At 49.9% G+C, this 26,964-nt stretch carries 30 protein-coding genes, 3 tRNA genes and 1 pseudogene; 11 read left to right on the plus strand and 23 right to left on the minus strand.

Annotation, left to right across the window (positions count from 1 at the left end):
• Positions 1-8: 8 nt before the first annotated feature.
• The 3 genes from ACQG22_RS14410 to ACQG22_RS14420 all read right to left on the minus strand — a co-directional run bounded on the left by ACQG22_RS14410 (position 9) and on the right by ACQG22_RS14420 (position 1,213).
• A complete protein-coding gene (locus tag ACQG22_RS14410; RefSeq protein WP_369706654.1) occupies positions 9-260 on the minus strand; it encodes a DUF2766 family protein in 252 nt (83 codons plus the stop codon).
• Positions 261-368: 108 nt separating this feature from the next.
• Positions 369-452 carry a stress response protein AzuC gene (gene azuC / locus ACQG22_RS14415; protein ID WP_014832437.1) on the minus strand — a complete coding sequence of 28 codons (84 nt, stop codon included), beginning with the start codon at positions 450-452 and terminating at the stop codon, positions 369-371.
• Between the two features lie 122 nt (positions 453-574).
• Positions 575-1,213: an RpiB/LacA/LacB family sugar-phosphate isomerase gene (locus tag ACQG22_RS14420; RefSeq protein ID WP_013096040.1), complete on the minus strand. Its 639-nt coding sequence runs from the start codon at positions 1,211-1,213 to the stop codon at positions 575-577.
• 254 nt (positions 1,214-1,467) lie between these two features.
• Between ACQG22_RS14420 and yecR the strand changes: the two genes are divergently transcribed.
• Both yecR and ftnA read left to right on the plus strand, forming a co-directional pair.
• Entirely contained in the window at positions 1,468-1,806 is a 339-nt protein-coding gene (gene yecR / locus ACQG22_RS14425; RefSeq protein ID WP_013096039.1) for a YecR family lipoprotein, read from the plus strand.
• A gap of 195 nt (positions 1,807-2,001) precedes the next feature.
• On the plus strand, positions 2,002-2,499 hold the full coding sequence (gene ftnA, locus ACQG22_RS14430) for a non-heme ferritin (protein WP_013096038.1): 498 nt from the start codon (positions 2,002-2,004) through the stop codon (positions 2,497-2,499).
• Between the two features lie 36 nt (positions 2,500-2,535).
• On the opposite strand, the gene ACQG22_RS14435 is transcribed toward ftnA, so the two are convergent.
• A complete protein-coding gene (locus ACQG22_RS14435; protein ID WP_013096037.1) occupies positions 2,536-2,877 on the minus strand; it encodes a hypothetical protein in 342 nt (113 codons plus the stop codon).
• A 249-nt stretch (positions 2,878-3,126) separates the two neighbouring features.
• On the opposite strand from ACQG22_RS14435, the gene tyrP reads away from it, so the two are divergent.
• A complete protein-coding gene (tyrP, locus tag ACQG22_RS14440) occupies positions 3,127-4,338 on the plus strand; it encodes a tyrosine transporter TyrP (protein ID WP_029882588.1) in 1,212 nt (403 codons plus the stop codon).
• A gap of 31 nt (positions 4,339-4,369) precedes the next feature.
• Here tyrP and ACQG22_RS14445 read toward each other — a convergent pair whose 3' ends face one another.
• The gene (locus ACQG22_RS14445) at positions 4,370-5,038 is read right to left on the minus strand and encodes a YecA family protein (RefSeq protein ID WP_013096035.1); all 669 of its coding nucleotides are present in this window, start codon (positions 5,036-5,038) and stop codon (positions 4,370-4,372) included.
• A gap of 422 nt (positions 5,039-5,460) precedes the next feature.
• Here ACQG22_RS14445 and ACQG22_RS14450 point away from each other — a divergent pair, with 422 nt between their 5' ends.
• The 5 genes from ACQG22_RS14450 (at position 5,461) to ACQG22_RS14470 (ending at position 10,467) form a co-directional block, all read left to right on the plus strand.
• Complete coding sequence (locus ACQG22_RS14450) at positions 5,461-6,582, plus strand: branched-chain amino acid ABC transporter substrate-binding protein (RefSeq protein WP_029882586.1); 1,122 nt, start codon at positions 5,461-5,463, stop codon at positions 6,580-6,582.
• A gap of 99 nt (positions 6,583-6,681) precedes the next feature.
• Complete coding sequence (locus tag ACQG22_RS14455) at positions 6,682-7,596, plus strand: ABC transporter permease subunit (protein WP_020687620.1); 915 nt, start codon at positions 6,682-6,684, stop codon at positions 7,594-7,596.
• An 11-nt stretch (positions 7,597-7,607) separates the two neighbouring features.
• Complete coding sequence (livM, locus tag ACQG22_RS14460; RefSeq protein WP_369706653.1) at positions 7,608-8,882, plus strand: high-affinity branched-chain amino acid ABC transporter permease LivM; 1,275 nt, start codon at positions 7,608-7,610, stop codon at positions 8,880-8,882.
• Complete coding sequence (locus ACQG22_RS14465; RefSeq protein ID WP_369706652.1) at positions 8,879-9,754, plus strand: ABC transporter ATP-binding protein; 876 nt, start codon at positions 8,879-8,881, stop codon at positions 9,752-9,754. Before livM ends, ACQG22_RS14465 begins: the two co-directional genes overlap by 4 nt.
• The gene (locus ACQG22_RS14470) at positions 9,751-10,467 is read left to right on the plus strand and encodes an ABC transporter ATP-binding protein (RefSeq protein ID WP_013096030.1); all 717 of its coding nucleotides are present in this window, start codon (positions 9,751-9,753) and stop codon (positions 10,465-10,467) included. Before ACQG22_RS14465 ends, ACQG22_RS14470 begins: the two co-directional genes overlap by 4 nt.
• 51 nt (positions 10,468-10,518) lie before the next feature.
• Here the strand turns inward: ACQG22_RS14470 and ACQG22_RS14475 are convergent, their stop codons facing one another.
• The 5 genes from ACQG22_RS14475 to ACQG22_RS14495 all read right to left on the minus strand — a co-directional run bounded on the left by ACQG22_RS14475 (position 10,519) and on the right by ACQG22_RS14495 (position 16,071).
• Entirely contained in the window at positions 10,519-10,983 is a 465-nt protein-coding gene (locus ACQG22_RS14475; protein WP_029882582.1) for a hypothetical protein, read from the minus strand.
• Complete coding sequence (locus ACQG22_RS14480; protein ID WP_229284396.1) at positions 10,961-11,164, minus strand: hypothetical protein; 204 nt, start codon at positions 11,162-11,164, stop codon at positions 10,961-10,963. Before ACQG22_RS14480 ends, ACQG22_RS14475 begins: the two co-directional genes overlap by 23 nt.
• A gap of 404 nt (positions 11,165-11,568) precedes the next feature.
• A complete protein-coding gene (locus ACQG22_RS14485) occupies positions 11,569-11,991 on the minus strand; it encodes a hypothetical protein (protein WP_426711561.1) in 423 nt (140 codons plus the stop codon).
• Between the two features lie 678 nt (positions 11,992-12,669).
• Entirely contained in the window at positions 12,670-15,468 is a 2,799-nt protein-coding gene (locus tag ACQG22_RS14490) for a hypothetical protein (protein WP_426711562.1), read from the minus strand.
• A 339-nt stretch (positions 15,469-15,807) separates the two neighbouring features.
• Positions 15,808-16,071 carry a hypothetical protein gene (locus tag ACQG22_RS14495; protein WP_045903200.1) on the minus strand — a complete coding sequence of 88 codons (264 nt, stop codon included), beginning with the start codon at positions 16,069-16,071 and terminating at the stop codon, positions 15,808-15,810.
• A 160-nt stretch (positions 16,072-16,231) separates the two neighbouring features.
• Here ACQG22_RS14495 and ACQG22_RS14500 point away from each other — a divergent pair.
• Positions 16,232-16,823: pseudogene (locus tag ACQG22_RS14500) on the plus strand (tyrosine-type recombinase/integrase); the annotation flags it as partial.
• A 119-nt stretch (positions 16,824-16,942) separates the two neighbouring features.
• On the opposite strand, the gene ACQG22_RS14505 reads toward ACQG22_RS14500, so the two are convergent.
• The 6 genes from ACQG22_RS14505 to uvrY all read right to left on the minus strand — a co-directional run bounded on the left by ACQG22_RS14505 (position 16,943) and on the right by uvrY (position 20,481).
• Positions 16,943-17,029, minus strand: a tRNA-Leu gene (locus tag ACQG22_RS14505).
• A gap of 12 nt (positions 17,030-17,041) precedes the next feature.
• Positions 17,042-17,115 (minus strand) — tRNA-Cys (locus tag ACQG22_RS14510).
• Positions 17,116-17,162: 47 nt separating this feature from the next.
• Positions 17,163-17,238 (minus strand) — tRNA-Gly (locus ACQG22_RS14515).
• Between the two features lie 152 nt (positions 17,239-17,390).
• Positions 17,391-17,939 carry a CDP-diacylglycerol--glycerol-3-phosphate 3-phosphatidyltransferase gene (gene pgsA, locus ACQG22_RS14520; RefSeq protein WP_013096028.1) on the minus strand — a complete coding sequence of 183 codons (549 nt, stop codon included), beginning with the start codon at positions 17,937-17,939 and terminating at the stop codon, positions 17,391-17,393.
• 56 nt (positions 17,940-17,995) lie between these two features.
• Positions 17,996-19,828 (minus strand): excinuclease ABC subunit UvrC, encoded by a 1,833-nt coding sequence (gene uvrC / locus ACQG22_RS14525; protein ID WP_013096027.1) that lies wholly within the window; start codon positions 19,826-19,828, stop codon positions 17,996-17,998.
• Positions 19,825-20,481: a UvrY/SirA/GacA family response regulator transcription factor gene (gene uvrY, locus ACQG22_RS14530; protein WP_013096026.1), complete on the minus strand. Its 657-nt coding sequence runs from the start codon at positions 20,479-20,481 to the stop codon at positions 19,825-19,827. Before uvrY ends, uvrC begins: the two co-directional genes overlap by 4 nt.
• A gap of 399 nt (positions 20,482-20,880) precedes the next feature.
• Here uvrY and ACQG22_RS14535 point away from each other — a divergent pair, with 399 nt between their 5' ends.
• Both ACQG22_RS14535 and ACQG22_RS14540 read left to right on the plus strand, forming a co-directional pair.
• Positions 20,881-20,961 (plus strand): hypothetical protein, encoded by an 81-nt coding sequence (locus ACQG22_RS14535; RefSeq protein ID WP_418250438.1) that lies wholly within the window; start codon positions 20,881-20,883, stop codon positions 20,959-20,961.
• Positions 20,948-21,172 carry a DUF2594 family protein gene (locus ACQG22_RS14540; protein WP_013096025.1) on the plus strand — a complete coding sequence of 75 codons (225 nt, stop codon included), beginning with the start codon at positions 20,948-20,950 and terminating at the stop codon, positions 21,170-21,172. Before ACQG22_RS14535 ends, ACQG22_RS14540 begins: the two co-directional genes overlap by 14 nt.
• A 65-nt stretch (positions 21,173-21,237) precedes the next feature.
• Here the strand turns inward: ACQG22_RS14540 and sdiA are convergent, their stop codons facing one another.
• The 7 genes from sdiA to ACQG22_RS14575 form a co-directional block, all read right to left on the minus strand.
• Positions 21,238-21,960 carry a transcriptional regulator SdiA gene (gene sdiA / locus ACQG22_RS14545; protein ID WP_023622078.1) on the minus strand — a complete coding sequence of 241 codons (723 nt, stop codon included), beginning with the start codon at positions 21,958-21,960 and terminating at the stop codon, positions 21,238-21,240.
• A gap of 221 nt (positions 21,961-22,181) precedes the next feature.
• Positions 22,182-22,934, minus strand: a complete 753-nt coding sequence (tcyN, locus tag ACQG22_RS14550; protein ID WP_013096023.1) for an L-cystine ABC transporter ATP-binding protein TcyN — start codon at positions 22,932-22,934, stop codon at positions 22,182-22,184.
• Complete coding sequence (tcyL, locus tag ACQG22_RS14555; protein WP_129252409.1) at positions 22,931-23,599, minus strand: cystine ABC transporter permease; 669 nt, start codon at positions 23,597-23,599, stop codon at positions 22,931-22,933. Before tcyL ends, tcyN begins: the two co-directional genes overlap by 4 nt.
• A gap of 21 nt (positions 23,600-23,620) precedes the next feature.
• On the minus strand, positions 23,621-24,607 hold the full coding sequence (dcyD, locus tag ACQG22_RS14560; RefSeq protein WP_128310489.1) for a D-cysteine desulfhydrase: 987 nt from the start codon (positions 24,605-24,607) through the stop codon (positions 23,621-23,623).
• 107 nt (positions 24,608-24,714) lie between these two features.
• Entirely contained in the window at positions 24,715-25,515 is an 801-nt protein-coding gene (tcyJ, locus tag ACQG22_RS14565) for a cystine ABC transporter substrate-binding protein (RefSeq protein ID WP_013096020.1), read from the minus strand.
• Between the two features lie 86 nt (positions 25,516-25,601).
• A complete protein-coding gene (gene fliZ / locus ACQG22_RS14570) occupies positions 25,602-26,153 on the minus strand; it encodes a flagella biosynthesis regulatory protein FliZ (RefSeq protein ID WP_013096019.1) in 552 nt (183 codons plus the stop codon).
• 54 nt (positions 26,154-26,207) lie between these two features.
• Entirely contained in the window at positions 26,208-26,927 is a 720-nt protein-coding gene (locus ACQG22_RS14575) for an RNA polymerase sigma factor FliA (RefSeq protein ID WP_013096018.1), read from the minus strand.
• Positions 26,928-26,964 lie beyond the last annotated feature (37 nt).

Genomic DNA, 26,964 nt, shown 5'->3' on the forward strand with positions numbered 1-26,964 from the left:
GCGCGCTATCAGTGAGATTCACCCTGCGGCGTGAATCTCAGCTCAATCAGCGCGATGGCTTTCTGGATCGCCCGAAGCGTAACCGGGTCAGCCGCAGCGGGATGGCTGGAAAAATCGATGTTTTTCAGCTGGGTAGACATCTTGTCACGCACTTCCACCGGCGCGATAACATCTAAGACATCAAGGATCTGTTTGATGACCAGCTGGCATGCGACAACATCAGATACCAGTTCCTGATCGGCGCTCAGGTTTTGAGACATGGGGGTTTCTCCTTATTCAAAGGCCGCCATAGTAACAAAACACGCCCCCTTTCATCTCCCTTCTGGTGGTTGCAGGCATAAAAAAACCTGCCGAAGCAGGTTTTTTTATCAGAACATCGCGCCAGGCGGCACGTCTTTGAAGGTGTTGCAGTAGTTAGCCCACATGCTTTTGAGGATTTTGCGCAGTTTCATTGTGATGCTCCATTAACTTGTTATACAACTTTATCGTCAATGTGCCTATAATATGACCACCATCACAAAAATCAATATTTTTGTGACTCACATCACAATTTTTTCTGCATTCAGCCACGCGGTTAGCCGACAATCTCGCGCACGAAAGCCTCGATCTCTTTGTCCTGACAGTTTTCAAAGAAGCACTGCTGGAAGCGCTGGCCGGAAACGGCGGTTTTTACCAGCTCAGGATCGATTGCCCGCAGCGTGTCCAGATAGTTCTCTTTGACCACAGCCGCTTTCACCTGATTCAGGATCCCCGCATTACGTACCTGAGGCTCTTTGCGCTCTGGCGGATAACCTTCTCCCTTGCGGCCGGTGAACGCCTTTTCGAAGATAAAGCGAACGTTCAGCTCTGCGCCCCAGCCGAAGCCTTTGGCAAACGGCAGGGCAAGCGCGTTACCGTTGTTAATCTGGGCGAAGAGAAACGCATCTGCAGGGTCGATACAGTAACCGCAGATCACGCCCGGGTGGATATTCAGCGACATCAACGCCCCCTGGCCCGTTCCACACCCAGTCACCACAAAATCAACGGCCTTCGCATTGAGTAAAATGCTCGCCATGATCCCCAGATGGATATAGGTCAGATGATGGTCGTTCTCATCGCTCATGCCAACGTTATACACCGGGAACCCTTTTTCGTCGGCGACCGTTTTTAACTCTTTCAGAATCACTGGATTTTTTGCGGCCTGGCTGTTTTCCATCATCAGTGCGATTTTCATTGTCTCTCTCCTGAATGCGTTGCGGGCGAGCCCATCATGGATACCTTTTCATCTTCACCCTACTATCACACAAACGCACTTTCAAATTAAATGAAAGATTGTTTTAAAAAACTAAAGAGGACTCACACTTTTGTTGATGACAGGTCTGAGCCCGGCCCGTTGCAAAGAGAAAGGGCAGATTGTCCGGCTATTCCGGGCATTGAGGCGGACAGCGAGGGGTACGATAACGTATTTCCCTCCACTCAGAGCGAACCATGAAAAGAGTCTTCGTTGTCGGCACGGTCCTGCTGCTCGCGGGATGTAGCATCAACCGCCAGGCACAGGTGAGCAGTCTGGATGCGCCAAATGGCATAGTCCGCCTTGACTATGGTCAGGCCGCCCTGCAAAACGCCTGGTCTGATGAATATGTGAATAACGGCACCGCAACCAAAGCGTGCCAGGGCATGGGATATGCCACCGCCTCCTCCTATGGGCAGCCCATTAAAACCTGCACCCTGATTAGCGGCTCACTGTGTCTGAACGAGAGCGTGACCATTCAGTACAAATGCATGGGTTATGCTGTTAAACCGGCCACCAGTAATCCGTGGTATTAATCTGCGCTGCCAGTTTTGGCTGGCAGCCCGTTAAAATAAATAATTCTCATTTAAAAATATAAATATCGCCAATGCGTTTTATTCCCATTCGTATTTTTAAATAAACAAATATTTATTTTACGTTTTGCATATAATTAAATAACAAATTATAGTGTCGCTCATTGTGAACCAGAAATAATAAACCGGAGCGTCACCATGCTGAAAACTGAAATGATCGACAAGCTCAATGCACAAATGAATCTTGAGCTTTTTTCCTCCCTGCTCTACCAGCAGATGAGTGCCTGGTGCAGCTATCACAGCTTTGAAGGTGCCGCCGCGTTCCTACGTCGTCACGCTCAGGAAGAGATGACCCATATGCAGCGTCTCTTTGATTATCTGACAGATACCGGCAGCCTGCCGCGCATTGATAACGTGGCATCACCGTTTGCGGAGTATGGCTCACTTGATGAACTCTTCCGCGCTACCTACGAGCACGAGCAGCTGATCACCCAGAAAATTAACGAACTGGTGCATGCGGCAATGACCAGCCAGGATTATCCAACCTTTAATTTCCTGCAGTGGTATGTGGCCGAACAACACGAAGAAGAGAAACTGTTTAAATCGGTTCTGGATAAATTATCGCTGGCCGGTAAAACCGGTGAAGGTCTTTACTTTATTGATAAAGAACTCTCTACGCTTGATACCCAGAATTAATATCGATACGGCGCTGACTTTCAGCGCCGTATTTTTTTACATGCAACCTGCGCAACTGGTGCAGCGCCAGTCATGCGGATTTACGGCCTGGAAAAAGTACCGGTAGTTTGCCGCCTCAAGCGGGATCCCGGCGTCGAAGAATAAATCCGTCAGCCAGTCCACGTTTTCGATTATCCACTCATCCTCTTTTAACCCCTGTGCAAAGGTCTCATCCTCAGGATCGATAATCGAATAAATCGCCCATGTGCCCATATCCTTTTCACGTCGGGATTCCGGCAACGTCAGCGCCGTATTCTGCCAGCTGATGATCCAGTGGCCGTGACATAGCAAATTGCCTCCCCGGCTCCAGGCCGCTGTGAATGGATTTTCCCCCGCCATCAGACCCTCATTTTATTTTATGTTTTGCAATTTTTGTTTAAATTACGCCTGATTTTCACGCGATCCTATTGTCCTTATGAAGTAGCCTTACACCTCCGAAGGATCAGAGAGTTACCTGAAGAGCCTCGCCCGGCTAAAATCGTAAAGTTAAAGTTACACTTCTTGTAACGGTGATTTGACGAAATACGGCTTTTCCCTTACTCTGCGCCGCAGATTTTGTCGCGATCGTGAAGCGTTGTAGAGGAAAGCGTGAAAAACAGAACCCTGGGAAGTATTTTTATCGTCGCCGGAACGACGATTGGCGCAGGAATGCTGGCGATGCCGCTGGCCGCCGCGGGCGTCGGATTTGGCATGACATTACTGCTGCTGGGTACGCTCTGGGCATTAATGTGTTACACCGCGCTGTTGCTGCTTGAGGTTTATCAGCACGTCCCCGCCGATACCGGGCTGGGTTCGCTTGCGGCACGCTATCTGGGCCGTTACGGACAGTGGGTGACAGGCTTTAGCATGATGTTTCTGATGTACGCCCTGACCGCTGCATATATCAGCGGTGCCGGGGAATTGATCGCTTCCAGCGTCAACGACGGGTTCGGTGCTGACATTACGCCAGCGACGGGGGCCATCTTCTTTACGCTCATCGGCGGCGGCGTGGTCTGTGTGGGCACCTCGCTGGTCGATCTGTTTAACCGTTTTTTATTCAGCGCCAAAATTCTTTTTCTGATTGTGATGCTGGTTCTGCTGGCACCGCATGTTCATAAGGTTAACCTGCTGACGCTGCCGCTGGAAAAAGGCCTGGCGCTTTCCGCGATCCCGGTCATTTTTACCTCATTTGGCTTCCACGGCAGTGTGCCAAGCATTGTCAGCTACATGAACGGTGATATTCGCAAGCTTCGCCGCGTGTTTGTTATCGGTAGCGCCATCCCGCTGATTGCCTACATTTTCTGGCAGCTGGTGACGCTGGGCAGTATCGACTCTTCCACCTTTATTGGCTTGATGGCGGAACACGCCGGTCTGAACGGTTTCTTGCTGGCGCTGCGTGAAGTGGTAACTTCTCCACACGTTGAGCTGGCGGTGCATCTGTTTGCCGATCTGGCGCTGGCCACCTCCTTCCTGGGCGTGGCGCTCGGTCTGTTTGATTATCTGGCAGATCTGTTCCAGCGTCGCAATTCCGTCACCGGCCGCTTACAGACAGGGGCGATCACCTTCCTGCCTCCGCTGGCCTTTGCCCTCTTCTACCCGCGCGGGTTTGTCATGGCGCTGGGGTATGCGGGGGTGGCTCTATCCATCCTTGCCCTGCTGCTCCCTTCTCTGCTGGCGTGGAAGAGCCGCCAACAGCATGCCCGGCAAGGGTACCGGGTGGCAGGTGGAAAGCCGCTGCTGTGCATTGTGTTTGCCTGCGGGGTCGTCATTATTCTGGTGCAATTTTTGATTGCGGCGGGAATGCTGCCGGAAGTGGGGTAAAAAAAAGGGGCTATCAACAGCCCCTTTTTTATCAGTGTAAGCAACAGCTCTTAAACTTCTTCCCGCTGCCGCACGGACACGGATCGTTACGCCCGACCTTTGTGCCGTTAACAATCGGTTTCTTCGCTTCCGGTTGCTGTGGGTTAGCAGACCAGTAGTCGTATAAACGCAGCGCCGCTGGCTGGATACGCTCAATGCTGGCGATGTACTCCTCTTCGCTCAGCGCGTCCAGCTTCTCGCTGTTCTCTTCTGAGCCGTGAAGCGCGATAACATCCAGATCCGCTTTCAGCTCTTCTGGCAGTGCAGACCAGTCGGTCAGCGACACGCCGCGCATATAGCCATAACACCACTCTTCCACAACGGTGTAGCTCTGGCCGTCCACGTCGTTATAACCAAACATCGGCTCAAACTGATCCGGGTATTCGCTCAGGCGCTCAGCAATGTCGTTCATATGCTTAAAGCAGAGATCGATAAAACGGTTCATTTCTCGATCGTTTTTCCAGCGCGGGATATATTTCTCGCCGCCCCATACCGCCACCAGCCAGGTGTCTGGCTCGACAACCACGGGGCCGGAAAGCACTGCCGTAAGCATGCCGTCCAGTTCGGACACGTCAATCACGGACGCATCGTCATGACCGTAAGACATTAACGTCTCTTCCAGCCACGCCATTTCGCTTTCATTTAATGGGCCTTCAGTCATTGCTGACACTCCTGATCAAAAAGGAAAGGATCCTAGCACATATCGTACGCCTTTCCCGGCGGAAGTTACGGGAATTATTGCTGCAAAAACGTGCAAATCGTGACCCTTGCACAACTTATGGGCTTTATTGTTAACGAGATGTGATCTCCGCTGTAATTTCAGTGCGTCCCGCAAGGCTGCGTACAACGGCGCTCTATACTCAACATGTCGCAACGCCGTCAACAGGTTAACCATTCTGGCAACGATTTTGCTTAATCTTCAGCACGCGACACTGCGCATGGAAACCTCGCCGTATTAAGCAGGATGCTGACCGTATCTTGTTCGTAACATCATTTTTCTCGCTCGTGTTTTTGATTGGCTGCGCCGCCGGGCGTTCGGGTTTACACCGTGGTGCAAAAACCTCATTGCTAAGGAACACAATAATGTCGCTGAAATTAATCAGAACTCCTCTTTCTCTTGTGTTGGCCGGTTGTCTGGTGACGGCATTTTCCGCCCGGGCAGATATTGTCATTGGCGTGGCCGGGCCATTTACAGGCCCCAATGCCACCTACGGCGATCAGTACTGGCATGGCGCAACACAGGCAGCAGAGGACATTAACGCCGCAGGCGGGATCAACGGTGAAAAAATTAAGCTGGTTCAGGGAGATGATGCCTGCGAGCCCAAGCAGGCCGTTGCCGTCGCCAACCGTTTAGTCGACCAGGATAAGGTCAACGCGGTGGTCGGTCATTTCTGCTCCTCGTCCACCATGCCCGCCTCTGAGGTGTACAGCGACGCGGGGATCATCGCCATCACGCCTGGCTCCACCAACCCGCAGATTACCGAGCGCGGCATGAGCGATATGTTCCGCATGTGCGGCCGCGATGACCAGCAGGGTCAGGTCGCCAGCGATTTCATTATCGACAAGCTGAAAGCCAAACGGGTGGTGATCATTCACGACAAAGACACCTACGGTCAGGGGCTGGCGGACGCCACCAAAGCCGCACTGGCAAAACGCGGCGTGCAGGACGTAATGTACGAAGGGTTATCCCGCGGTGAAAAAGACTTTAACGCCCTGGTCACCAAAATTGGGGCGCAAAAACCGGACGTCGTCTTCTTCGGGGGCTGTCACCCTGAAGCCGGCCCGCTGGTTCGCCAGATGCGTGAACAGGGCGTGCAGGCAAAATTCTTCTCCGGCGACTGTATTGTCAACGAAGAGATGGTGACCGCGGCGGGAGGACCGCAATATACCAACGGCATCTATATGACCTTCGGTAAAGATCCGCGCCTGATCCCGGACGGTAAAGCGGTAATTGAGAAATTCCGCGCCGGTAAATTCGAACCGGAAGGATACACCCTCTACTCCTATGCCTCCGTGCAGGCTATCGCCGCGGCATTCAAGGCGACGGGCGGCAAGGACTCAGCCAAAGCCAGCGAATGGCTGAAGGCTAATTCCGTCGATACGGTGATGGGCAAAAAAGCCTGGGACAGCAAAGGCGATCTGAAAGTCTCTGACTACGTGGTGTATCAGTGGGACGACAAAGGAAAGTATAAGGAAGTGCCGTAACGGGACGGAGTCACGCTCAACGTCGGCAGGGCCGCCTGCCGACGCAAACAACACATCAGGCTGCGCGGTTTATGCGGCCGTTATAAAGAGCGCGCTAAGATGAGTACATTCTTCCTGCAACAGTTAATTAATGGCTTAACGCTGGGCTCCGTCTACGGACTCATCGCCATCGGTTATACGATGGTGTACGGCATCATCGGCATGATTAACTTCGCCCACGGCGAAGTGTATATGATCTCTGCCTATCTCTGCGCGATTGGCCTGGCGCTGCTCTCCTTCTTCGGCCTGCAGTCGTTCCCTCTACTGATCCTCGGCACGCTGGTATTCACCATCGTGGTCACCGGAGTGTATGGCTGGACCATCGAGCGCATTGCCTATAAACCGCTACGCAACTCCACCCGTCTGGCACCGCTGATCTCCGCCATCGGCATGTCGCTTATCCTGCAAAATTACGCGCAACTGAGCCAGGGGCCGCGTCAGCAAGGGGTTCCCACCATGCTGGATGGCGTGATTCGTCTGCATCTGGGAGAGGGGTTCGTGCAGATTACCTATACCAAAGTATTCATTCTGGTCGCCTCCTTCGCCGGGATGTTATTGCTCACCTGGATTATCAGCCATACCCGGCTGGGACGCATGTGTCGTGCGGTACAACAGGATCGAAAAATGGCCTCCATTCTGGGGATAAATACCGACAGGATTATTTCTCTGGTATTTGTCATCGGCGCGGCAATGGCCGGTCTGGCCGGGGTGCTCATTACCATGAATTATGGCACCTTTGATTTCTACGTCGGGTTTGTGATTGGTATCAAAGCCTTTACCGCCGCGGTGCTCGGGGGGATCGGCTCTTTGCCCGGCGCGATGCTCGGCGGGCTGATTCTGGGGGTGGCCGAAGCTCAGTTTTCCGGCATGGTGAACTCGGACTACAAAGATGTGTTCTCGTTTGGGCTGCTGGTCATGATCCTGATTTTCCGCCCTCAGGGGCTGCTCGGCCGCCCTGTCGTGGCCAAAGTGTGAAGGAGAAAACGATGACATCACACGGTTTCTCCCTCAAGCGCTGCCTGCTGGACGCGATGTTTTCCGGGCTGATCGCATTGATTATTTTTGGCCCAATTGCGGGCGTGGTACTGGACGGGTATAGCTTTAACTTTGCCGGACAGCGCCTGGCCTGGATGGTTGGCACAGTGATGATTGGGCGTTTTCTGCTGAGCGCTTTTTTAAGTACCGCTGCCGGGGCCCGTTTTCAGGCGCGGTTCGAAGCCGACAGCGCGGGGGTATATGTTCGCCCGCCGGAATACAAAAGCCGTCTGCGCTGGGTTATTCCTCTGGCGATCGCCCTTGCGATCTGCTTCCCGTTTGTCGCCACCAAATATCTGCTGACGGTTGCTATCCTCGGGCTGATTTACGTCCTGCTCGGCCTCGGCCTGAATATCGTCGTGGGTCTGGCCGGACTGCTGGATCTGGGGTATGTCGCCTTCTACGCCATCGGCGCTTACGGGCTGGCGTTGGGGTATCAATATCTGGGACTCGGATTCTGGAGCATGCTGCCGCTGGCGGCAATTATGGCTGCGGCTGCCGGTGCCCTGCTCGGCTTCCCGGTGCTGCGCATGCACGGCGACTACCTGGCGATTGTGACGCTCGGGTTCGGGGAAATTATCCGTCTGGTACTGAACAACTGGCTAACCTTCACCGGCGGGCCTAATGGCGTGTCAGCGCCGCCGCCTACGTTTTTCGGACTGGAGTTTGGTCGACGCGCCAAAGAAGGTGGCGTGCCATTTCATGAATTTTTCCATCTGACGTACAACCCGAATATGAAGTTTATCTTTATTTACGCGGTGCTGTTTCTGGTGGTGCTGCTGGTGCTTTATATCAAGCATCGCCTGACACGAATGCCAATTGGCCGGGCATGGGAAGCCCTGCGGGAAGATGAAATCGCCTGCCGCTCCATGGGCCTCAACCATGTGCTGGTTAAGCTTTCGGCCTTTACGCTGGGCGCGTCAACGGCCGGGATTGCGGGCGTGTTCTTTGCCACCTATCAGGGTTTTGTGAATCCAACCTCATTCACCTTTTTTGAATCTGCGCTGATCCTCGCCATCGTGGTATTGGGCGGCATGGGCTCTACGCTCGGAGTCGTGCTGGCAGCCTTTGTGCTCACCGTGACACCCGAGCTGTTGCGCAGCTTTGCTGAGTATCGCGTCCTGCTGTTTGGCATGCTGATGGTAGTGATGATGATCTGGCGTCCGCGCGGGTTGATCCGCATTAACCGCAGCGGGTTTGCCGTGCGTAAGGGCGTGGCGCCATGAATGGAACGATTTTAAGCGTAGAGCACCTGATGATGCATTTTGGCGGGATCAAGGCGCTTAATGACGTCAATCTCGACGTGCAGCGCGGTTCAATTACCGCCCTTATCGGCCCAAACGGCGCTGGCAAAACCACCGTCTTTAACTGCCTGACCGGCTTCTATAAAGCGTCCGGCGGGAACATTCTGTTTAATGCACGCAACAGTACGACCAACGTCATTCAGGTTCTCGGGCAAAAATTCCAGCCGGACGACTGGATTCACCCTGCACAGTTGGGGCAGCGCCTTTTCTATAAGATGTTAGGCGGGACGCATCTGGTTAACCGCGCCGGGCTGGCACGCACCTTCCAGAACATTCGTCTGTTCCGCGAGATGTCGGTCGTGGAAAACCTGCTGGTCGCACAGCATATGCGCGTTAATCGTAATTTGCTCGCCGGGATCCTCAATACCCCCGCTTACCGACGGGCAGAGAGCGACGCCCTGGACAGGGCCTTCTACTGGCTTGAGGTGGTGGATCTTGTGGAGTGTGCCAATCGCCTGGCGGGCGAGATGTCCTACGGCCAGCAGCGGCGTCTGGAAATCGCGCGCGCCATGTGCACCGGACCAGAGATGATCTGTCTGGATGAACCCGCCGCCGGGCTCAACCCGGTTGAAACGCACAAGCTGAGCAACATCATCCGTTTTCTGCGCGACCATCACGGCATTACGGTACTGTTGATTGAACACGATATGGGAATGGTGATGGAGATTTCGGACGACATCATTGTGCTCGACCATGGAGACGTCATCGCCAGGGGAAAACCCGAGCAGATCCAGCATGATGAAAAAGTGATCGCCGCGTATCTGGGCACCGATGAAAGCGAGGTCAATCTATGAGCGAACCGATGCTGGCCTTTCGCGAGGTGGACGTGTTTTACGGCGTGATCCAGGCGCTGAAACAGGTAACCCTTGAAGTAAACAAAGGGGAGACCGTGGCGCTGATAGGCGCTAACGGCGCGGGTAAATCGACATTACTGATGTCTATCTTCGGCCAGCCGCGTATTCGCAGCGGGCAGATCGTGTTTTGCGGAGAGGACATTAGCCATAAATCGACCCACTATGTCGCCTCCGAAGGCATTGCCCAGGCGCCGGAAGGACGACGCATTTTTCCCGATATGACCGTGGAGGAGAACCTGCTGATGGGGACCATCCCCATTGGCAGCCAGTTTGCAACGGAAGATATGCACACCATGTTTGACCTCTTCCCTCGCCTCAAAGAGCGGCGTAAACAGCGCGCGATGACCATGTCCGGCGGGGAACAGCAGATGCTGGCTATCGCCCGGGCGCTGATGAGCCGCCCTAAACTCCTGTTACTGGATGAACCCAGCCTCGGCCTGGCGCCGATTGTGGTGAAACAGATCTTTCAGACGCTGCGCGAACTGGCCCGCAACGGGATGACCATTTTTCTGGTGGAGCAGAACGCGCACCACGCGCTGAAGCTTTCTGACCGCGGCTACGTGATGGTTAACGGGCAGATCCGCCTGAGCGGCAGCGGTGAGGAGTTACTGGGGAATCAGGAGGTGAGGAAGGCGTATTTGGGCGGGGTGTGATGTCAAAGGCTGGTCATTAACTTCTTGAACAGCAGAGCGCGCCAACATTATTTATTTGTTGAATTTCCCTTTATCCCAGCCTTCACCGCGAGCAGTTAAATCGACCGATGGCGCAACCGCTATCCCCTCAGCATCATAAAAAAATGCGGAGGTCGTAAAATCGTATACGGTGCCATGAACGGTGAAAGAGATGTTATTTCCGATTCCATCAACTTTTGCTCGTGGCGTGTTCGCTGTAAGCGTGGGGGCAATGTGCTGTTTTTCGAGTCCCTCCAGGGGATCGCCGTCAAACTTGCTCGCCAAGAAATAGCGGTATACGTCCCCTGTTGTCGTGTCCGGTTCTGCGTATTCAGTGATATATAGCCACGTCCGCGGAGTGAGCTGACGAACCTCGTAAAGCTTGTCTCGCACAGTTAAGCGCTGAATATGCTGTAAATAGCAGTACATCGCGATCATAACGACCATAATCACCGTGGCGGTCCAATGCAGCACTCTAAAAGTGGTGCTGTTTAGCATAGTCTATTCCCTGTTTTATCCAGAACTGATCAATCGGGTCATCGCCGAACGGTGGGCCTTGCATGAAATTTCCCCATTCTTTTCTTGATGTGCCCGCTTTCCACTGCGCCGCACCAGCCTTTTTGTTTGTAATCCCACAGCCCTCTGTTTCTGACTCGCTGATAAAACCAAATATAAGCAAGCGGAGTTTCCATGTCCTGCACTTCACACCGCGCCCTCGCGAGCCTAATGTGTTCCCGCAAAATTTCCAGCCCACGGGGCGGGTAAATAGGTATACATATCATCATTATCCCTTTAGTCAGGCAAAACCAGAAACATAAGAACAATTGAGGCACGTTGTACTGCTTAAGATCAATTTATTAATTTTATTATTAATTTCAATAAGTAACGTCATTAAATCATTCCCATCAATGACACAGTATGAATTGCATGAGGTCCTGTTTTAAACGTTAATTGTCGTTTACTCACAAATGGAGTTTTGAAAATGGCTATTCCTGCTTATCTATGGCTTAAGGACTGAATCTTAACCCTTTAACGGAGCTACCCTATTCACGGCATAATTGCTAAAACCCGAGAGGAAGATAATTAAACACCCTCCAGTAATGACAAATGCTTTATATGTTTTCCAAATCTGGAACCCGTAGTTAAGGGGCGATCAGGAATATCAGGTATATCGAATAAGAGAGCGCAAAATGTACCTACGACTATATATGACAGAATCAAGAAAACAAATGCAACTCTCGGGCGAGGTGTCGGATCACTGAAATAAACTATCACTCTATTAGTTCTTTTAAAGGACAGAACTAAAATCACTAGACAAAGTGCACCACATCCCAGGAATACAATAAAGGTATTAAGGTTAAAATTTCTTAGAGTTAGTTTACCCAACAAGCTAGCGTAAAGGATAACTCCTAAAATTGAACAAATGAAACTTATAAAAAAACCACGGATACCTTCATAGTACTGCTCATTCCCTTCAAAAGGTATTTCAAGTTTTTCTTTAGCCACAAGCCGCTCCTTAAAAAGCTAAAACACCAAGAAAACTCAAAAATATAATCGGTCCACTTAGGAAAAACTTTAGTTAATTTTTTAAATTTTCCGCGCCGTGCAGAGCGCATATTATACGGAGAAACTATCCATGACGAACAAGCAGAACGTCATCTAGTTACATCCATACATGACCTGAGAGAAGTTGATTCAGCAGCACATATCGCTGCTAAGTTCCTGCCAGTTGCATCAGCTCAGCTTATGAATGCACTTGCCAACCGTCTCGACATCACCATGTGTAGCACTTTGTGAGGCGATAGCGCAGTGCAAGAAACTGGCCGACCAAAACGATATCCTCCAAGAAGAGGAAGCGAGAAGAGCGCGTAGAAGGCAGGAAAAGCCGAAGCATGGCATTAAAAGGCATCCCCTCCCTTCCCCCTTTCGCGTGGGCTGTTCCCTCGTCACCTACGCGTGACATTTGCTTAGATTTTTGCGCATTTGCCGATTCTGCTCCCAACCGCGCCATCACTGGTCGGAAAGGACATAAACAGCATCAAAAAAATTGTGCAAATTTGTGCACTGTTGTGCAGCAGCTAAGGGATGCAGTTTCTGGTTTGACTTGAAAATATTCCCCTCCAAAAAATCTGTGCATATGCGCGAATTAAATCTAGGATAGCTAATTACTTCTCATATATATTTTTAAGACACATTACTGTTATCAGGATTCTCGGTTCTATTTCCTTTAACCAACTGTTCCATTTCTCTTTCTTGCCTTTCATTGATTAGTTTACATGCATCCTCTGATAAGAAATAAAGGTTACATATATTATTTGGTACCGCAATGATATTAAATGAGGCATTTAAAACTGAGTATAAATAAGGGTTGTCATTTTCAAAATCATATCGTGCCTTAATGACTTCAATATTGTTGTCGGAAACTTTTTCAATATTTACAGATAGTAATTCCTTTGATTTCCTCAAATCAAAATTACTTAATAAATCCAAATAGTACAATCCTGATCCATTTAAATTTAGATGACCTTCCTTATCAGTAATCTTTAAACCTCTTGAATGACTAAACGTATTAACCTTATCTTCAACCATATATTCTATCGTGATTACCTTGTCGGTTAATAAATCTTGAGGGTTATTAATGCAAATAATCTTCGCAACATTTGCATTGATACTATTCAGTACGCTTCGAATCCATTCATATATTAACCATTGACTATGGTTGTGAATATTCATTTCATAAGAAACCCCGTCTGTTGCGGTAATAATTTCCCTTTTATTTATTAAGAGACAAGTATCAATTCCATTCACTTCAGCTTCTAAAGAGATAGCATCTAATGGCATGATTAGCTCAAAGAGTTTCTCCACAGAAAATATTATTTCGTTTCTGTATTTATCAACCAGCGAGGGTTCTAATTCTGATTCAATTACGTTGCGCAATACTAAAGAATTTAATGACGAAATAATTGACTCCAGTTTTGACACAACTTGTTGTTTATTTTTGCTATCGGAGACGTTTGTATTAGTAATGAGTTTAAACAATTTTACAAAAGAGTCTCCATTCATATACGTCACAATAGAATTTAATTCATGCGTTAATATTGAAGTTGCATTTTTGAACTCAGGTACATCTCTGACAAATAAGAGATTGAATTGATTATTATTGAATGAACTTTGAGTAAGGATGAATGCAATCATCTTATATGTATCATTCGAAACCGATCTCCACGTTGCCTCTCCATCAGGAATTTCTCGAATTTTAGTTTCCGCATCAAACACCGAAAACTCCTGAGGAATTGAAAATAATACATCGTAAAGTTCTTTCTTATAATATAGTTCTTGCAAAAACTTAGCATTCACCCAAGATTTCAATAAAGAAATTAAGTCGTTAAGCTCTTCTTTGAACTCCCCTTCCTTTTTTTCAACATGTTCTATCCGCATAATTAACAAAGTTACTACTTCAAATAAGCAGCGTAACATTTTACGTTGCATGTCGTTCAGTGTGTCATGTTCTGTCTTATTAGTAAGATCTAAGTATTGCAATCTATTAGTAACAAAATCAGTATCAACTTTGAATGCTGCATAGTTATTATAAACTAAGTTTCGCAAAACTATTGATATATATAAATCTAAGAACACATAATTTGATTCTTCCGAACGATACCTCACTCTGTGTTCAAAAAATCTAAAAACTCTTTTGTAAAAGTCGGAAAAATTACTCTTGCTATAAATATATCTCGCAAGACCAATCAATGACCGCATTATATTCGCTGCTTTCTCTAGATCGTTTTGGTTAATAGCCTCGTAAATCATTTTTTCAAAAAACTTTGCGAGCATTGATGTCTTCACAAGATCTTTGGTATTCGATGATGTTATTGATAAATCGATGTTTTTTAATGTGTCTATATAGTTTTCATTTGAAGTTAATTCATTAAAAATACGCACTCCAAAATCTAACGACCACTCATCACCATTTAGTAAACGGTTTCTTATGTTTTCTACAAGTGCTTCTTCAAACTTTTTAAAATCGCTATAAACATAAGGGATAGCGCTAAAAGTTAATCCTTTCTTCAAAATAGATTCAATTAGTGAAATGTGTTCTTCAGTTAAATCAGAATCAACAGTAGTTATGATCTTTATTGAAGAAGTTGATATGGGCGATAAAAATGACAAAGAGAGAAATAAGGTAGGGGTGTGTTTAAGATTAAACCCCATAAGTTTATTTGAAAGTTCATTGAACACCTTCGGGTCGTAACCTGAAATAGCAATATCGGCTCCTTCAGGGAAAACATTTAATGTTATAGAATCATCACTCCAGTAGAAAGCACTCTGATCATTACTGTAGTAAGTGCAATTAGAAATCACATTGGAAAATTCTTTAGTAATTTCCTGACGTTGCTTGTTTACCTCGTTATATTTTTTTCCCGTAGAGCGTATAGAGTCCAACAAAACCCCATTAATAATGCCAGATTCTTCTGTTATATTATAAAGTCTATAATACATCATCCCGTATTTAATAATAAAAAACAATGAGAAGAAAGACGAAATAAAATACCCAATTAAACCGCTACCAATAAGAAGTAAAAAAACACCACATAAAAGGCTGCATACTGATTGGACACTAAACCCTAAAAAGTTATATTCTCTTAGTAAAAGCACTTTAGACAAAGACTCGAAACCATGCTCAGACGTTTTAGAAACTTGATCAACAAACATTCCCATGAAAGTTATAGATAAAGCAGCTATAGTACCATGTATTCCTAAAAAACTGCCCCAAACACCAGTAATCCAGCTGAGATAAGAATTATTATAAAAAGATGGGCTAATCAAAAGATATGTATATGGCTCATCGCAATAACGTGAAAAATACATTCCAGTAAGAATTAAAAAGGAAATCACTAAATAGAAAATTATTGTTTTCTTTACATTACCATAAATAACAGTCTGTTTGGGCTTACCATCTACTTCTATTTTTATAACATTCATAACCCATCCCACTTATAACAAGGCACCATTTTGCCTATCATTTAACATCCAAGGCTTTCTACAACCTTTCAAGTATTCTATCTCTATCTAAAATGTTCGCCATCTTTTGTTTAGTTGAAACTCCAAAGCCCGCATCCAATCGATTGTTAATCGTCAGCCCCCCATCTTTAACCGCGAAGATCAGATTACCATAGCCAATATGCACTCCCGTAATTAATCATTTTATCATCCCAACTCCGGCATCAATTCCATGCAGGCCGAGAAGTTCTTTAATAAAAACTCTTTTATGGTTAGTCTGGCTCCCTCATCCCGTTGCGGTAGCTGTTTTTTACGCTTACTCTACATATCATCACTAAGCTGTTGTGCCAGTTCTCTCTTTCCCTGCCGAGAGAGTGCATGCAAATTCACCGTCACGTCCTCAATTGGTAGCGTCACCACCAACTGCTCTGCTAACTCGCTGGCGAGATTTTCAACATTGTCGGCACCTAAAACAGATTCCTGCGTATAGTTATTGACAGAACTCCGGGGTGCGCCGCTGCCGCCTGAAAAACCAACGTCAACGGCCACACTGTTAGCATTCTGACGCTTCGGCACGATTTGCATTGAGTGGTGCGGGTGAAGATCAAAGAGTCATTGTCCGTAATCGGGCAGTAAATACCAGTGATTCGCAGGACGTTATCGCCGTTGGCGTTTCCGTTTTCGATGGTTTCATAGTTCAGCCGGATGTGCAGCTTATCGCGATCAACCAACGGGCCCCTCTGGCTACTCGGAGATGAAACGGCTGGGTGAGTGGGAGGGTGATAACCCGCTTTCAAGTATCAGGCAGTTTAAGGAATGACATCAGGAGCTGGCTTTTCTTTACGAGGAGGAAATTGATCGGCTTCTTGAAACTTGTGACCAGTCAGCAAACAAAGATTTGGTAATTATCGTGCGGATTTGCCTGACCACAGATACATACTGGAGTGAAGCACAGGACTCAAAACAATCTCAAATTCTTCCCGGACGTCTGACCTTTACACAGACCAAAAGTAAGAAGAACCGACAGTACCCATTTCATCGCAGTTACAAGAAATGCTTCCCAAAAAACGCGGTTCACTCTTTTCCTCTACATATGAGGCTTTCAAATCAGCACTTAGACGGACCGGGATAGAGCAGCCTAAAGGTCAGCGCCCCCATGTGCCCAAACATACCTTTGCCAGCCACTTTATGATGCGTGGGGGAAACAATCTTACATTGCAGCAAATTCTCGGCCACAATATGATCATGATGACGATGAGATACGCTCACTTCGCTCCAAATCACCTTGACGTAGCCGGCCACTAAACCGCTTTGATAATCGGGCTCAGAACATTTAAATCATCACTGCCATGCTGCTACCATTTTACTGCCATCGACCCAAGTTACAGACACAAAAAAACCACCTTTCGGTGGTTTCACGACACTGCTTATTGCTTTGATTATTCTTTGTTTCCCATGGTACCCGGAGTGGGACTTGAACCCACACAGCGCGAACGCCGAGGGATTTTAAATCCCTTGTGTCTACCGATTCCACCATCCGGGCTCGGGAAGAAAGTGGAGGCGCGTTCCGGAGTCGAACCGGACTAGACGGATTTGCAATCCGCTACATAACCGCTTTGCTAACGCGCCGTAAAACTTTTTCAAACTGACACCCGCTATCGCGCATGTCTTTAATCTGGAGCGGGAAACGAGACTCGAACTCGCGACCCCGACCTTGGCAAGGTCGTGCTCTACCAACTGAGCTATTCCCGCATGTCATCAAGTTAACTGCTAACCACTTGATTTCATTATCGTCCGGCTAACTGTGCCGCCGTTCGATGCGTTGCATTCTACTGATATGACGTGATGAGTCAACGTTATTTTTTGCATCCCCGGATCGTTTGCTGAAAATTACGGCGAAACGATCACTGTTCAAGCAAATCTCCGCGCGCCGCGTTCAAATATTGCAGCATTGACCACAGGGTCAGCACCGCGGCAACCCACAGCAGGCCGATTCCCGCCCACTCTACCCAGGCGTTCGGACGCCACAGCATCCAGACCAGCGCCGCCATTTGCGCGGTGGTTTTCACTTTACCGATCCAGGATACCGCCACGCTGCTGCGTTTACCCAGTTCAGCCATCCATTCACGCAGTGCAGAGATGATGATCTCGCGTCCAATCATGGTGGCGGCTGGCAGTGTCACCCACCAGGTATGGTAATGTTCAGCCACCAGCACCATGGCAATAGCCACCATCACTTTATCGGCCACCGGATCGAGGAAAGCACCAAAACGGGTGCTTTGGTTCCAGCGGCGCGCCAGATAACCATCAAACCAGTCGGTGACCGCGGCAACCAGGAAAATCAGCGCACAGGCAAAAGGGGCCCAGACAAACGGCAGATAAAACGCGAGTACAAAGAACGGGATAAGCACGACGCGAAAGAGAGTGAGCAACGTAGGGATGTTATATTGCATAATGACGGTAACTATTTGTTGTCAGTAAAATTTAGCTCTATGTTGCTACAGAGCCCTCAATGTTTCAACGAGTAGTAGATCTTTTCTGCCAGCCCTTGCGAAATACCCGGCACTTTTGCAATTTCCTCCATGCTGGCGTTGAGTAATCCTTGCAATCCGCCCATATACTTCAGCAGCATCTGGCGACGTTTTGGCCCAACGCCTTCAATGGTCTCCAGCGTGCTGGTGTTTTTCACCTTCGCCCGTTTTTTACGGTGACCGCTAATGGCGTGATCGTGTGACTCATCGCGAATATGCTGAATAACATGCAGCGCCGGGGAATCCGGCGGCAGGCTAAAGCCTTCACCTTCCGGCTCGAAGAACAACGTCTCCAGCCCGGCTTTACGATCGGCCCCTTTTGCCACCCCCAACAGCAGGGGATGGTTTTTATCCCAGCTGACATCCAGGGATTCAAAGACCGCCTTCGCCTGGCCGAGTTGCCCTTTCCCGCCGTCAATCAGGATCACATCCGGGATCTTGCTCTCTTCAATGGCTTTACCATAGCGACGACGCAGCACCTGATTCATTGCCGCATAGTCATCCCCCGGGGTGATGCCGGTGATGTTGTAGCGACGATACTCAGCACGCAGCGGACCGTTCGCATCGAACACCACGCAGGAAGCAACGGTCTGCTCCCCCATGGTATGGCTGATGTCGAAACACTCCATGCGTTTCACTTCCGGCAATTTCAGCAGCGTCGCCAGAGCCGTTAAACGCTGACTCACCGTCGACTGCTGGGAAAGTTTGGTGCTGAGCGCTGTCGCGGCATTGGTACGCGCCAGCTTCAGATAACGCGCACGGTCGCCGCGCGGTTTGGTCTGGACATTCACCCGACGTCCCGCCAGCTCGGATAAGGAATCGGCCAGCAGGGTTTTATCGGCAAGGTTAAAATCAAGCAGGATCTCCGACGGTAGCGTGCGCATCTGGCTCCCCTGCAGATAAAACTGGCCGACAAACGTTTCAACCACTTCACCCAGCTCCGTACCGCCTGGTACTTTCGGGAAATAGCTGCGGCTGCCGAGCACTTTGCCCTGACGAATAAACAGCACATGCACACAGGCCAGACCGGCATCAAAGGCAACGCCGATCACGTCGAGATCGTCACCGGTGTTCGAAACAAACTGTTTCTCCGTCACCCGGCGCACCGCCTGAATCTGGTCACGTATGCGCGCGGCCTCTTCAAACTCCAGCGCGGCGCTGGCTTTCTCCATACGGGCAATCAGTTGGGTCAGGACCTGATCGTCTTTACCGGCTAAAAACAGGCGCACGTACTCAACCTGCTGCGCGTACTCTTCTTCACTCACCAGCCCGGCGACGCAGGGCCCCAGACAGCGGCCAATCTGGTACTGCAGGCACGGACGCGAGCGGTTACGGTAGACACTGTTTTCGCACTGACGAACAGGAAAGATTTTTTGCAGCAGCGCCAGCGTCTCACGCACGGCATAGCCGTTAGGAAACGGCCCAAAGTATTCACCCTTCGCATGTTTCGCACCACGGTGCATCGCGAGCCGGGGATGGGTATCGCCGCTCAGAAAAATAAACGGGTAGGATTTATCATCCCGGAGCAGAACGTTATAGCGCGGCTGATAGAGCTTAATATAGTTGTGCTCAAGCAGGAGTGCTTCTGTCTCCGTATGGGTGACGGTGACATCAATATTCTGGATGAGCGCGACCAGCGCTTCAGTCTTACGGGAGGCAAGGTTGCTGCGAAAATAGCTGGAGAGGCGTTTCTTGAGATCTTTCGCCTTCCCCACGTAGATAACCGTACCGCCAGCGTCATACATGCGATAAACGCCAGGCTGGCTGGTCACGGTTTTCAGAAATGCTTTTGAATCAAATACATCACTCACTGACTTAATAACGTCTCCGCATTACACAGACCATGACGGATGGCAAGATGAGTCAGTTCAACATCACCGTGGATGTTCAGTTTACTGAACATCCGATAACGATAGCTGTTCACCGTTTTCGGGCTGAGATTCAGTTGCTCCGAGATCTCATTTACCTTCTGGCCTTTGGTGATCATCAGCATAATCTGCAATTCACGCTCAGACAAACTGGCAAACGGAGATTCGGTTTTCTCCGGCTCAATCTGGCTCAGCGCCATTTGTTGCGCAATGTCGGAAGCAATGTAACGCTGGCCGGCAAAGACGGAACGAATCGCGTTCACCACTTCCTGCGGCGCGGCGCCTTTACTGAGGTAACCTGCCGCCCCTGCCTGCATCACCTTCGCAGGAAGCGGGTTTTCGGTATGTACGGTCAGCATGATGACTTTTGTGTCAACAAAGGTACGCGCGATTTTGCGTGTTGCTTCAAGCCCACCGATACCGGGCATGTTCATATCCATCAGCACCACATCGGCTGAATTGGTGCGGCACCATTTAACGGCATCTTCGCCACAGCACGCCTCACCGGCAACTTTAATACCTTTTATATCTTCAAGAATGCGTCGTATCCCTGCGCGCACCAGTTCGTGGTCATCAACAAGAAGGACGTTGATCAAAGGGAATGTCTCCAGAATAGGGATAACGCTACTGAGTGATAATTGGCTTTATATTAACGTTTTTCCTCACAAGATTAAAACGTTAAAAAACCGGCTATTCGATTTCGCTCGCGTTTTTGGAAATTAGCCTGTACAGATGCTGGAAAGAAAGCCCGCGCGGTGAGCGCTTGTACGGCTTTTTTTAAGCATCTGTATTCAAAAGGTTACAAAAATCGCTGCCCCGTCACGGTCAAAAAAACAGTTCTCAAATTTTTGTAACAATAATTAACGGCAAGCGAACCGGCCATAAACAATTAATAATCTTCGACCCTGTACAGTTTACTGGCACGCGGTGTTTATGCAAATAAACACCCTGCGGAAAAGTATGAAAAACAACCGCTGCATTTTTTGGAACAGCTTGTGGTATACTCCGCCGCCTTGACTTGCATCATCGCGCGCGAGCGCTGTTTTATAACGAGGAAAATAAATGAGCACACCTGAATTTGCAACTGCGGAGAATAGCCAGGAACTGGCCCAGGAAGTCAACTGCCTGAAAGCCCTGCTGACGCTGATGTTACAGGCAATGGGTCAGGCTGACGCCGGACGTGTGATCATTAAAATGGAAAAGCAAATCGCGCAGATGGAAAACCAGGCTGAGTCAGCGGTATTTGCCAATACCGTTAAGCAAATTAAACAAGCCTACCGTCAGTAAAAAAAACGGCTGAATGTGTTGCATTCAGCCGTTATCTCGTCTGGCACGCAGAACGTTCTCTCTGCTCAGATTAACCCTGTCGCCGCCGCGTAACACGCAATCTGCGTCTTGTTTGGCGCGTTGAATTTCTTCTGCATATTCTTCTGATGGAAGTTAACGGTATTCTCCGAGATAGAGAGAATGATCGCTATTTCCGCTGATGTCTTCCCTTCCGCAGTCCATTTCAGAATTTCCCGCTCACGTTTGCTGAATTTCATTTCGGGTGGCATCACCATCTCATCTTCAAAACGCAGCAGGCTGGTTAACGCCATTTGCAGCAGCATCTGCAACCGCAGCTCTAATTCTTCGCTGGTGATCGCGCCCGCCTGAACGCTGGTACACGAAACGGACAGGAAACCGAGCGCGTGATTTGGCAGCATCAGGCACTGTGTTATTCCCTTACGCAAGCCATGGTCGCGTGCGCCATTCCATAATGCCTCAGCGTCCGCGAATAATTCATCCGTCCAGGGTAAATGGCCCTGAATGAAATTCTCCGGTTTGAGCACCGGATCAATGGCGAAATAATTCTCTGACTGATATTGCGCCATCCACCGTTGTGGATACGTGGCGTGTACAGATATCCTGGGGCGCGTAAATGGCACAGGATGGCGTACACAGAGTGCGTAATAATCAAATTCGAGCGCCTGAGTTTGTCGCTGTAGTTCCTGATATACCTCACTGGCACTGGTCAGTGCCTGAAACCGGAGGAAGCAATCCCGTCGCCAGGTGAAAAAGTCTGAATCCTTCATACTTACTAAATGAAGCCTCTGAAATGATATTCATTATTAAGGTGAATATAACCTAACACATAAAACTTATTTCTAACCACAAAATATCGGCAATAACACAATTAACTTTAGTTTTGATAAGGTTTATCTGTACTGAGCGGAATAAAAAAACATGGCAGACGAAACCGCGAGAGAATAATTTGCTCCAGAAGAAAAATCTGGAGCAAATGCGTGCAAAAATGCTACTGCATAAGGAATTTTTCAAGGAATTGACGGGTTCGCGGCTGTTGCGGGTTGGCAAATAAACTTTTTGCCGGCCCCTGCTCCACAATCCGTCCTTGATCCATGAAAATAGCCCGGTCGGCGACGTCACGGGCAAAGCTCATTTCGTGAGTCACAATGACCATGGTGCGTTTTTCCTGTGCCAGCTGTCGAATAGTGTTAAGCACCTCGCCCACCAGCTCAGGATCGAGCGCAGAAGTGGGTTCGTCAAAGAGGATCACATCCGGGCGCATTGCCAGCGCGCGGGCTATCGCCACACGCTGCTGTTGCCCGCCCGAAAGACGACGCGGGTAGCTGGTCTCTTTTCCTGCCAGCCCCACTTTGGCAAGCAGTTCACGCGCGCGTGCCGTGGCTTCCTCTTTTGGTTCACCTTTCACAATCACCGGACCTTCAATAATGTTCTCCAGCACCGTCCGGTGCGGGAACAGATTGAAGCTCTGGAAAACAAACCCCACGTGCTGGCGCAGCTGGCGGATCAGGCCTTTTTGCTGGCTGATGGATTTACCGGTATCAATGGTGATCTCCCCAACCCGAATGGTGCCTCCCTCCGGCTGTTCAAGCAGGTTAATGCTGCGCAGCAGCGTGGTTTTTCCTGAGCCGCTCGGGCCGATAATCGCCACCACTTCACCCTGCTCCACCTCCAGATCGATCCCGTGGAGCACCGTTTGCCCGTGGAATTTCTTCACCAGGTTTTTAACGTCGATAGCACTCATTTTGGATCACGCTCCTGGCGGTTAAGCTGGTTTTCAAAATAGTTTTGCAGGGCAGACAGCACCGTCGCCATCACCCAGTAGATCAGCGAGGCAGCAAGATACATGGTAAACACTTCAAGCGTGCGCGAGGTGATAAGCTGCGCCTGACGGAACAGCTCCGGCACCTGAATCGTCGCCGCGAGCGAGGTGTCTTTCACCAGGCTGATAAAGCTGTTGCTGAGCGGCGGCAACGCCACCCGCGCCGCCTGCGGCAGAATGGCCCGGCGCAAGGTTTGCCACGGTGTCATACCGATACTGGCCGCGGCTTCCCACTGCCCTTTATCAATCGACGAAATTGCCGCACGCAGGGTTTCCGAGGTATACGCCGCCGTATTAAGCGACAGGCCAATCATCGCTGCCGGGATCGGGTCCAGTTCAATCCCGAACTGTGGTAAACCGTAGTAGATCATAAAGAGCTGCGCGATAAGCGGCGTGCCGCGAAACACAGAGATATAAAAACGAGCCAGCCAGCGCACCGGCCAGACGGACGACATACGCATTAAGGCCAGCACAAACCCGAGGACCAGGCCGAAGAACATGCCACCAATACTGAGCTGTAAGGTGAACACCGCGCCTTTCAGCAGGAACGGCAGCGAATCGATAACCAGTTGAATACTTTCTTGCATTATTATTTTTCGACCTGATTTTTAGACATTAGGATGATAGGCAAACAGCGCGGGCGCGCCGCCGGTGTGCACAAATAAAATCGGCCCTTCATCCTTAAAGCGTTTCTGCGCAATGCCATCAATAAGCCCGGCCATCGCTTTGCCCGTATAGACCGGATCCAGCAGTATGCCCTCAAGGCGCGCCAGCAGTTTAACCGCTTCCATTCCCTCTTCGTTCGGCGTGCCGTAACCCGGCGCAAAATAGTCGTCCCACAGCAGAATATCGGCCTTTGCCTTCAGCTCCAGCTGCTCTGCCACCGCCTGCTGCAAGCTCAGCACTTTGGGTTTCTGATCCGCAACGCTGCGCGATACCGTCACACCAATCAGCTCAACGTCGGGCAGCAGGTGCTCCAGCCCGACGGCCAGCCCCGCGTGCGTGCCTGCACTGCCAGAGGCAACCACCACTGACGAGAGGCTCACCGCCCCTTCGCACTGCTGAGCAATCTCCAGCGCGCTTTCCACATATCCCAGCGCACCCAGCGCATTCGAGCCGCCCACCGGAATGACATACGGACGAAAGCCCTGTGCTTCAAGGCGTGTGGCCAGCTCATCGAGCTGTGCGGTCGGGTCGGTCAACGCATCGACCATTTCAACCTGCACGTTAAAGAGATCCAACAGCAGACGGTTACCGTTGGTCAGGTAGTTCTCTGCCCGTGTACCGATTGGGTTTTCCAGCAACGCCACGCAGTGCAGCCCAAGTTTTGCCGCCACCGCCGCCGTCTGGCGAACGTGGTTGGACTGAATCGCCCCTGCAGTGACGAGCGTATCCGCCCCTTCACGCAGCGCATCAGCCGCCAGAAACTCCAGTTTGCGCAGCTTATTGCCCCCCATCGCCATTGGCGTCACGTCATCACGCTTAATAAAAATATCGCGTCCTAAATAGTCAGAAAATCGCGGCAGATACTCCAGCGGCGTCGGCGCGCCGATAAACTCCAGGCGGGGAAAGCGCGTTAAATTCTGTAGTGACATGGGTTCTCCGGTAACTCAGACAAAATGTGATATTTTTCATTATGCACGCAGACGCGTAAGAAATAAAAAAGGCGCTTTTAAAAGCGCCTTTTTTTAACGTCAAAGACTTATTTGGTGACGTCTGCCCCAAACCACTTCTCAGAAAGCGCTTTCAGGCTGCCGTCTTTTTGCATATCCGCAATGGCGGAGTCGATCGCCTTGACCAGGTCTTCGTTACCTTTACGGACAGCAACCCCGGATTCCTGACGAGAGAACGCATCACCGGCGACCGCCAGGGTGTTGTTGGTTTTCTTCACCAGATCCAGTGCCGCCAGACGGTCAACCAGGATGGCATCGATACGGCCAACGCGGAGATCCTGGTATTTTGTCGGGTCATCATCATAGGTGCGGATATCCACACCCTGAACGTTCTGGCGCAGCCACTCTTCGTAGTTGGTTCCCAGACCGACACCGACTTTTTTACCTTTCAGATCCGCGGCCGTTTTGATTGAGCCTTCGTTGCCTTTCTTCACCAGCGCCTGGATACCGGACACGGTGTACGGCGTGGAGAAGTCATACTTCTTCTTACGCTCGTCAGAAATGGTCACCTGGTTAATCACCACATCAATACGTTTGGAATCCAGCGACGCCAGCATACCGTCCCATTTGGTCGGTTTCAGGGACGCTTTCACGCCAAGGTGTTTCGCCAGTTCTTCTGCAAATTCCACTTCGAAACCGGTCAGTTTACCGTCATCACCCTGGAAGCTGAACGGAGGATAGGTTCCTTCCAGCCCGACCAACAGCGTACCGCGCTCTTTCACTTTGTTAAGCAGGTTCTCTGCGGCGAAGGTTTTCACGCTCATTCCCGCGACCAGCGCAACGGCCATAACGCCCATCAGCGCCTGACGACCCAGAAGTGCTAATTTCATAAGTACCCCGATATAGTGGAATTTTTGTGTAGTGTAGAGAAATCGCCTGCAAGGTCAAAGGCGACTGCGCTACATCTTATTCTTTTTTAATATATATCAGAAGTTGTCCCGGCGTGGGCTTTCTGCTTTACCGCCGCCGGCATTTGGACCTTATATTGTGCGTACTTGCGCAGCGCAATACGGTAGTTATTGGTACTGGTCGCAGGCAGCCACGGCTCCAGGTTTTCATCCAGGTAGCCGGTCTTGAGCAGATCGCGGGAAATATTATTCACGGTCAGATGCTGTCCCAGGCGACGCAGGCGAACCACGTATTCGCGAACGGTCCCGTGGCTCATCTCGGTCTGTTCAAACAGGAACTGTTTGAAACCGATAATATCGAAGAAGTCGCTTTGCTCTTTGCAGTGGAGATCGCCACAGAAACGGCAAAGCGCCACCCACTCTTTCTGCTCTTCGAGCCACGCGGCTTCGTCCATCAACGTGTCGAGACGAGAAATCGCAATTTTGTTGACGATTTCGCCACGACGAACCAGCGTGATACGATCGAGTAACTTGTTACAGTGGGCGCAATGCGTCTGGCTGTGTTTAAAGTCTTTCAGGTAGCGGCTTAAAGGCCGTCTTTTAGATTGCTGCACCGTCATGATAACTCCTGGTTGTCAATACGTTGTGCGGCATTTTTCAGGTGAATCAATCACCTATAACTTACCCAGCTTGGTTCGTAAGCGTTTAATGGCCTGGCTGTGCAACTGGCTTACCCGCGACTCTCCCACTTCCAGAACAGCGCCAATCTCTTTGAGATTAAGCTCTTCCTGATAATAGAGGGTTAACACCAGCTGTTCGCGCTCTGGCAAAGCTTCAATGGCTTCCATCACGCGCTGGCGTAAATTACCTTCCATTAAATGGTGTAACGGGTTTTCTTGCTGATGCTCATCCGTCACCAGCTCGATGCTATCGCCATGCTCTTCGCGCCACTCGTCATAAGAGAAGAGTTGGCTATTATTGGTATCGAGCAACATCTGACGATACTCTTCAACAGGAATACCAAGCCGTTCCGCCACTTCCGTTTCCGTCGCGTTGCGTCCCAGTTCCTGTTCCAGCTGCCCCATCGCATGCGCCACTTCGCGCGCGTTGCGGCGAACACTGCGCGGCACCCAGTCCCGGCTGCGCAGCTCGTCCAGCATCGCACCACGAATACGCTGAACTGCGTAAGTGGTAAATGCCGTTCCTTGCAGAGCGTCGTATCGGTCAACTGCATTCAATAACCCGATACCGCCCGCCTGTAGCAGATCGTCCAGTTCCACGCTCGCCGGCAAACGCACCTGGAGGCGCAATGCTTCGTGACGCACCAGCGGGACATAACGCTGCCACAGCGAGTGTTTATCCATTACACCTTCAGCGGTATAGAGTGAATTCACGATAAACAGCCCTGCGTTAGTTGAGTTATCGGCATGA

Source organism: Enterobacter cloacae complex sp. 309I3, assembly GCF_050031595.1.
GTDB lineage: Bacteria > Pseudomonadota > Gammaproteobacteria > Enterobacterales > Enterobacteriaceae > Enterobacter > Enterobacter cloacae.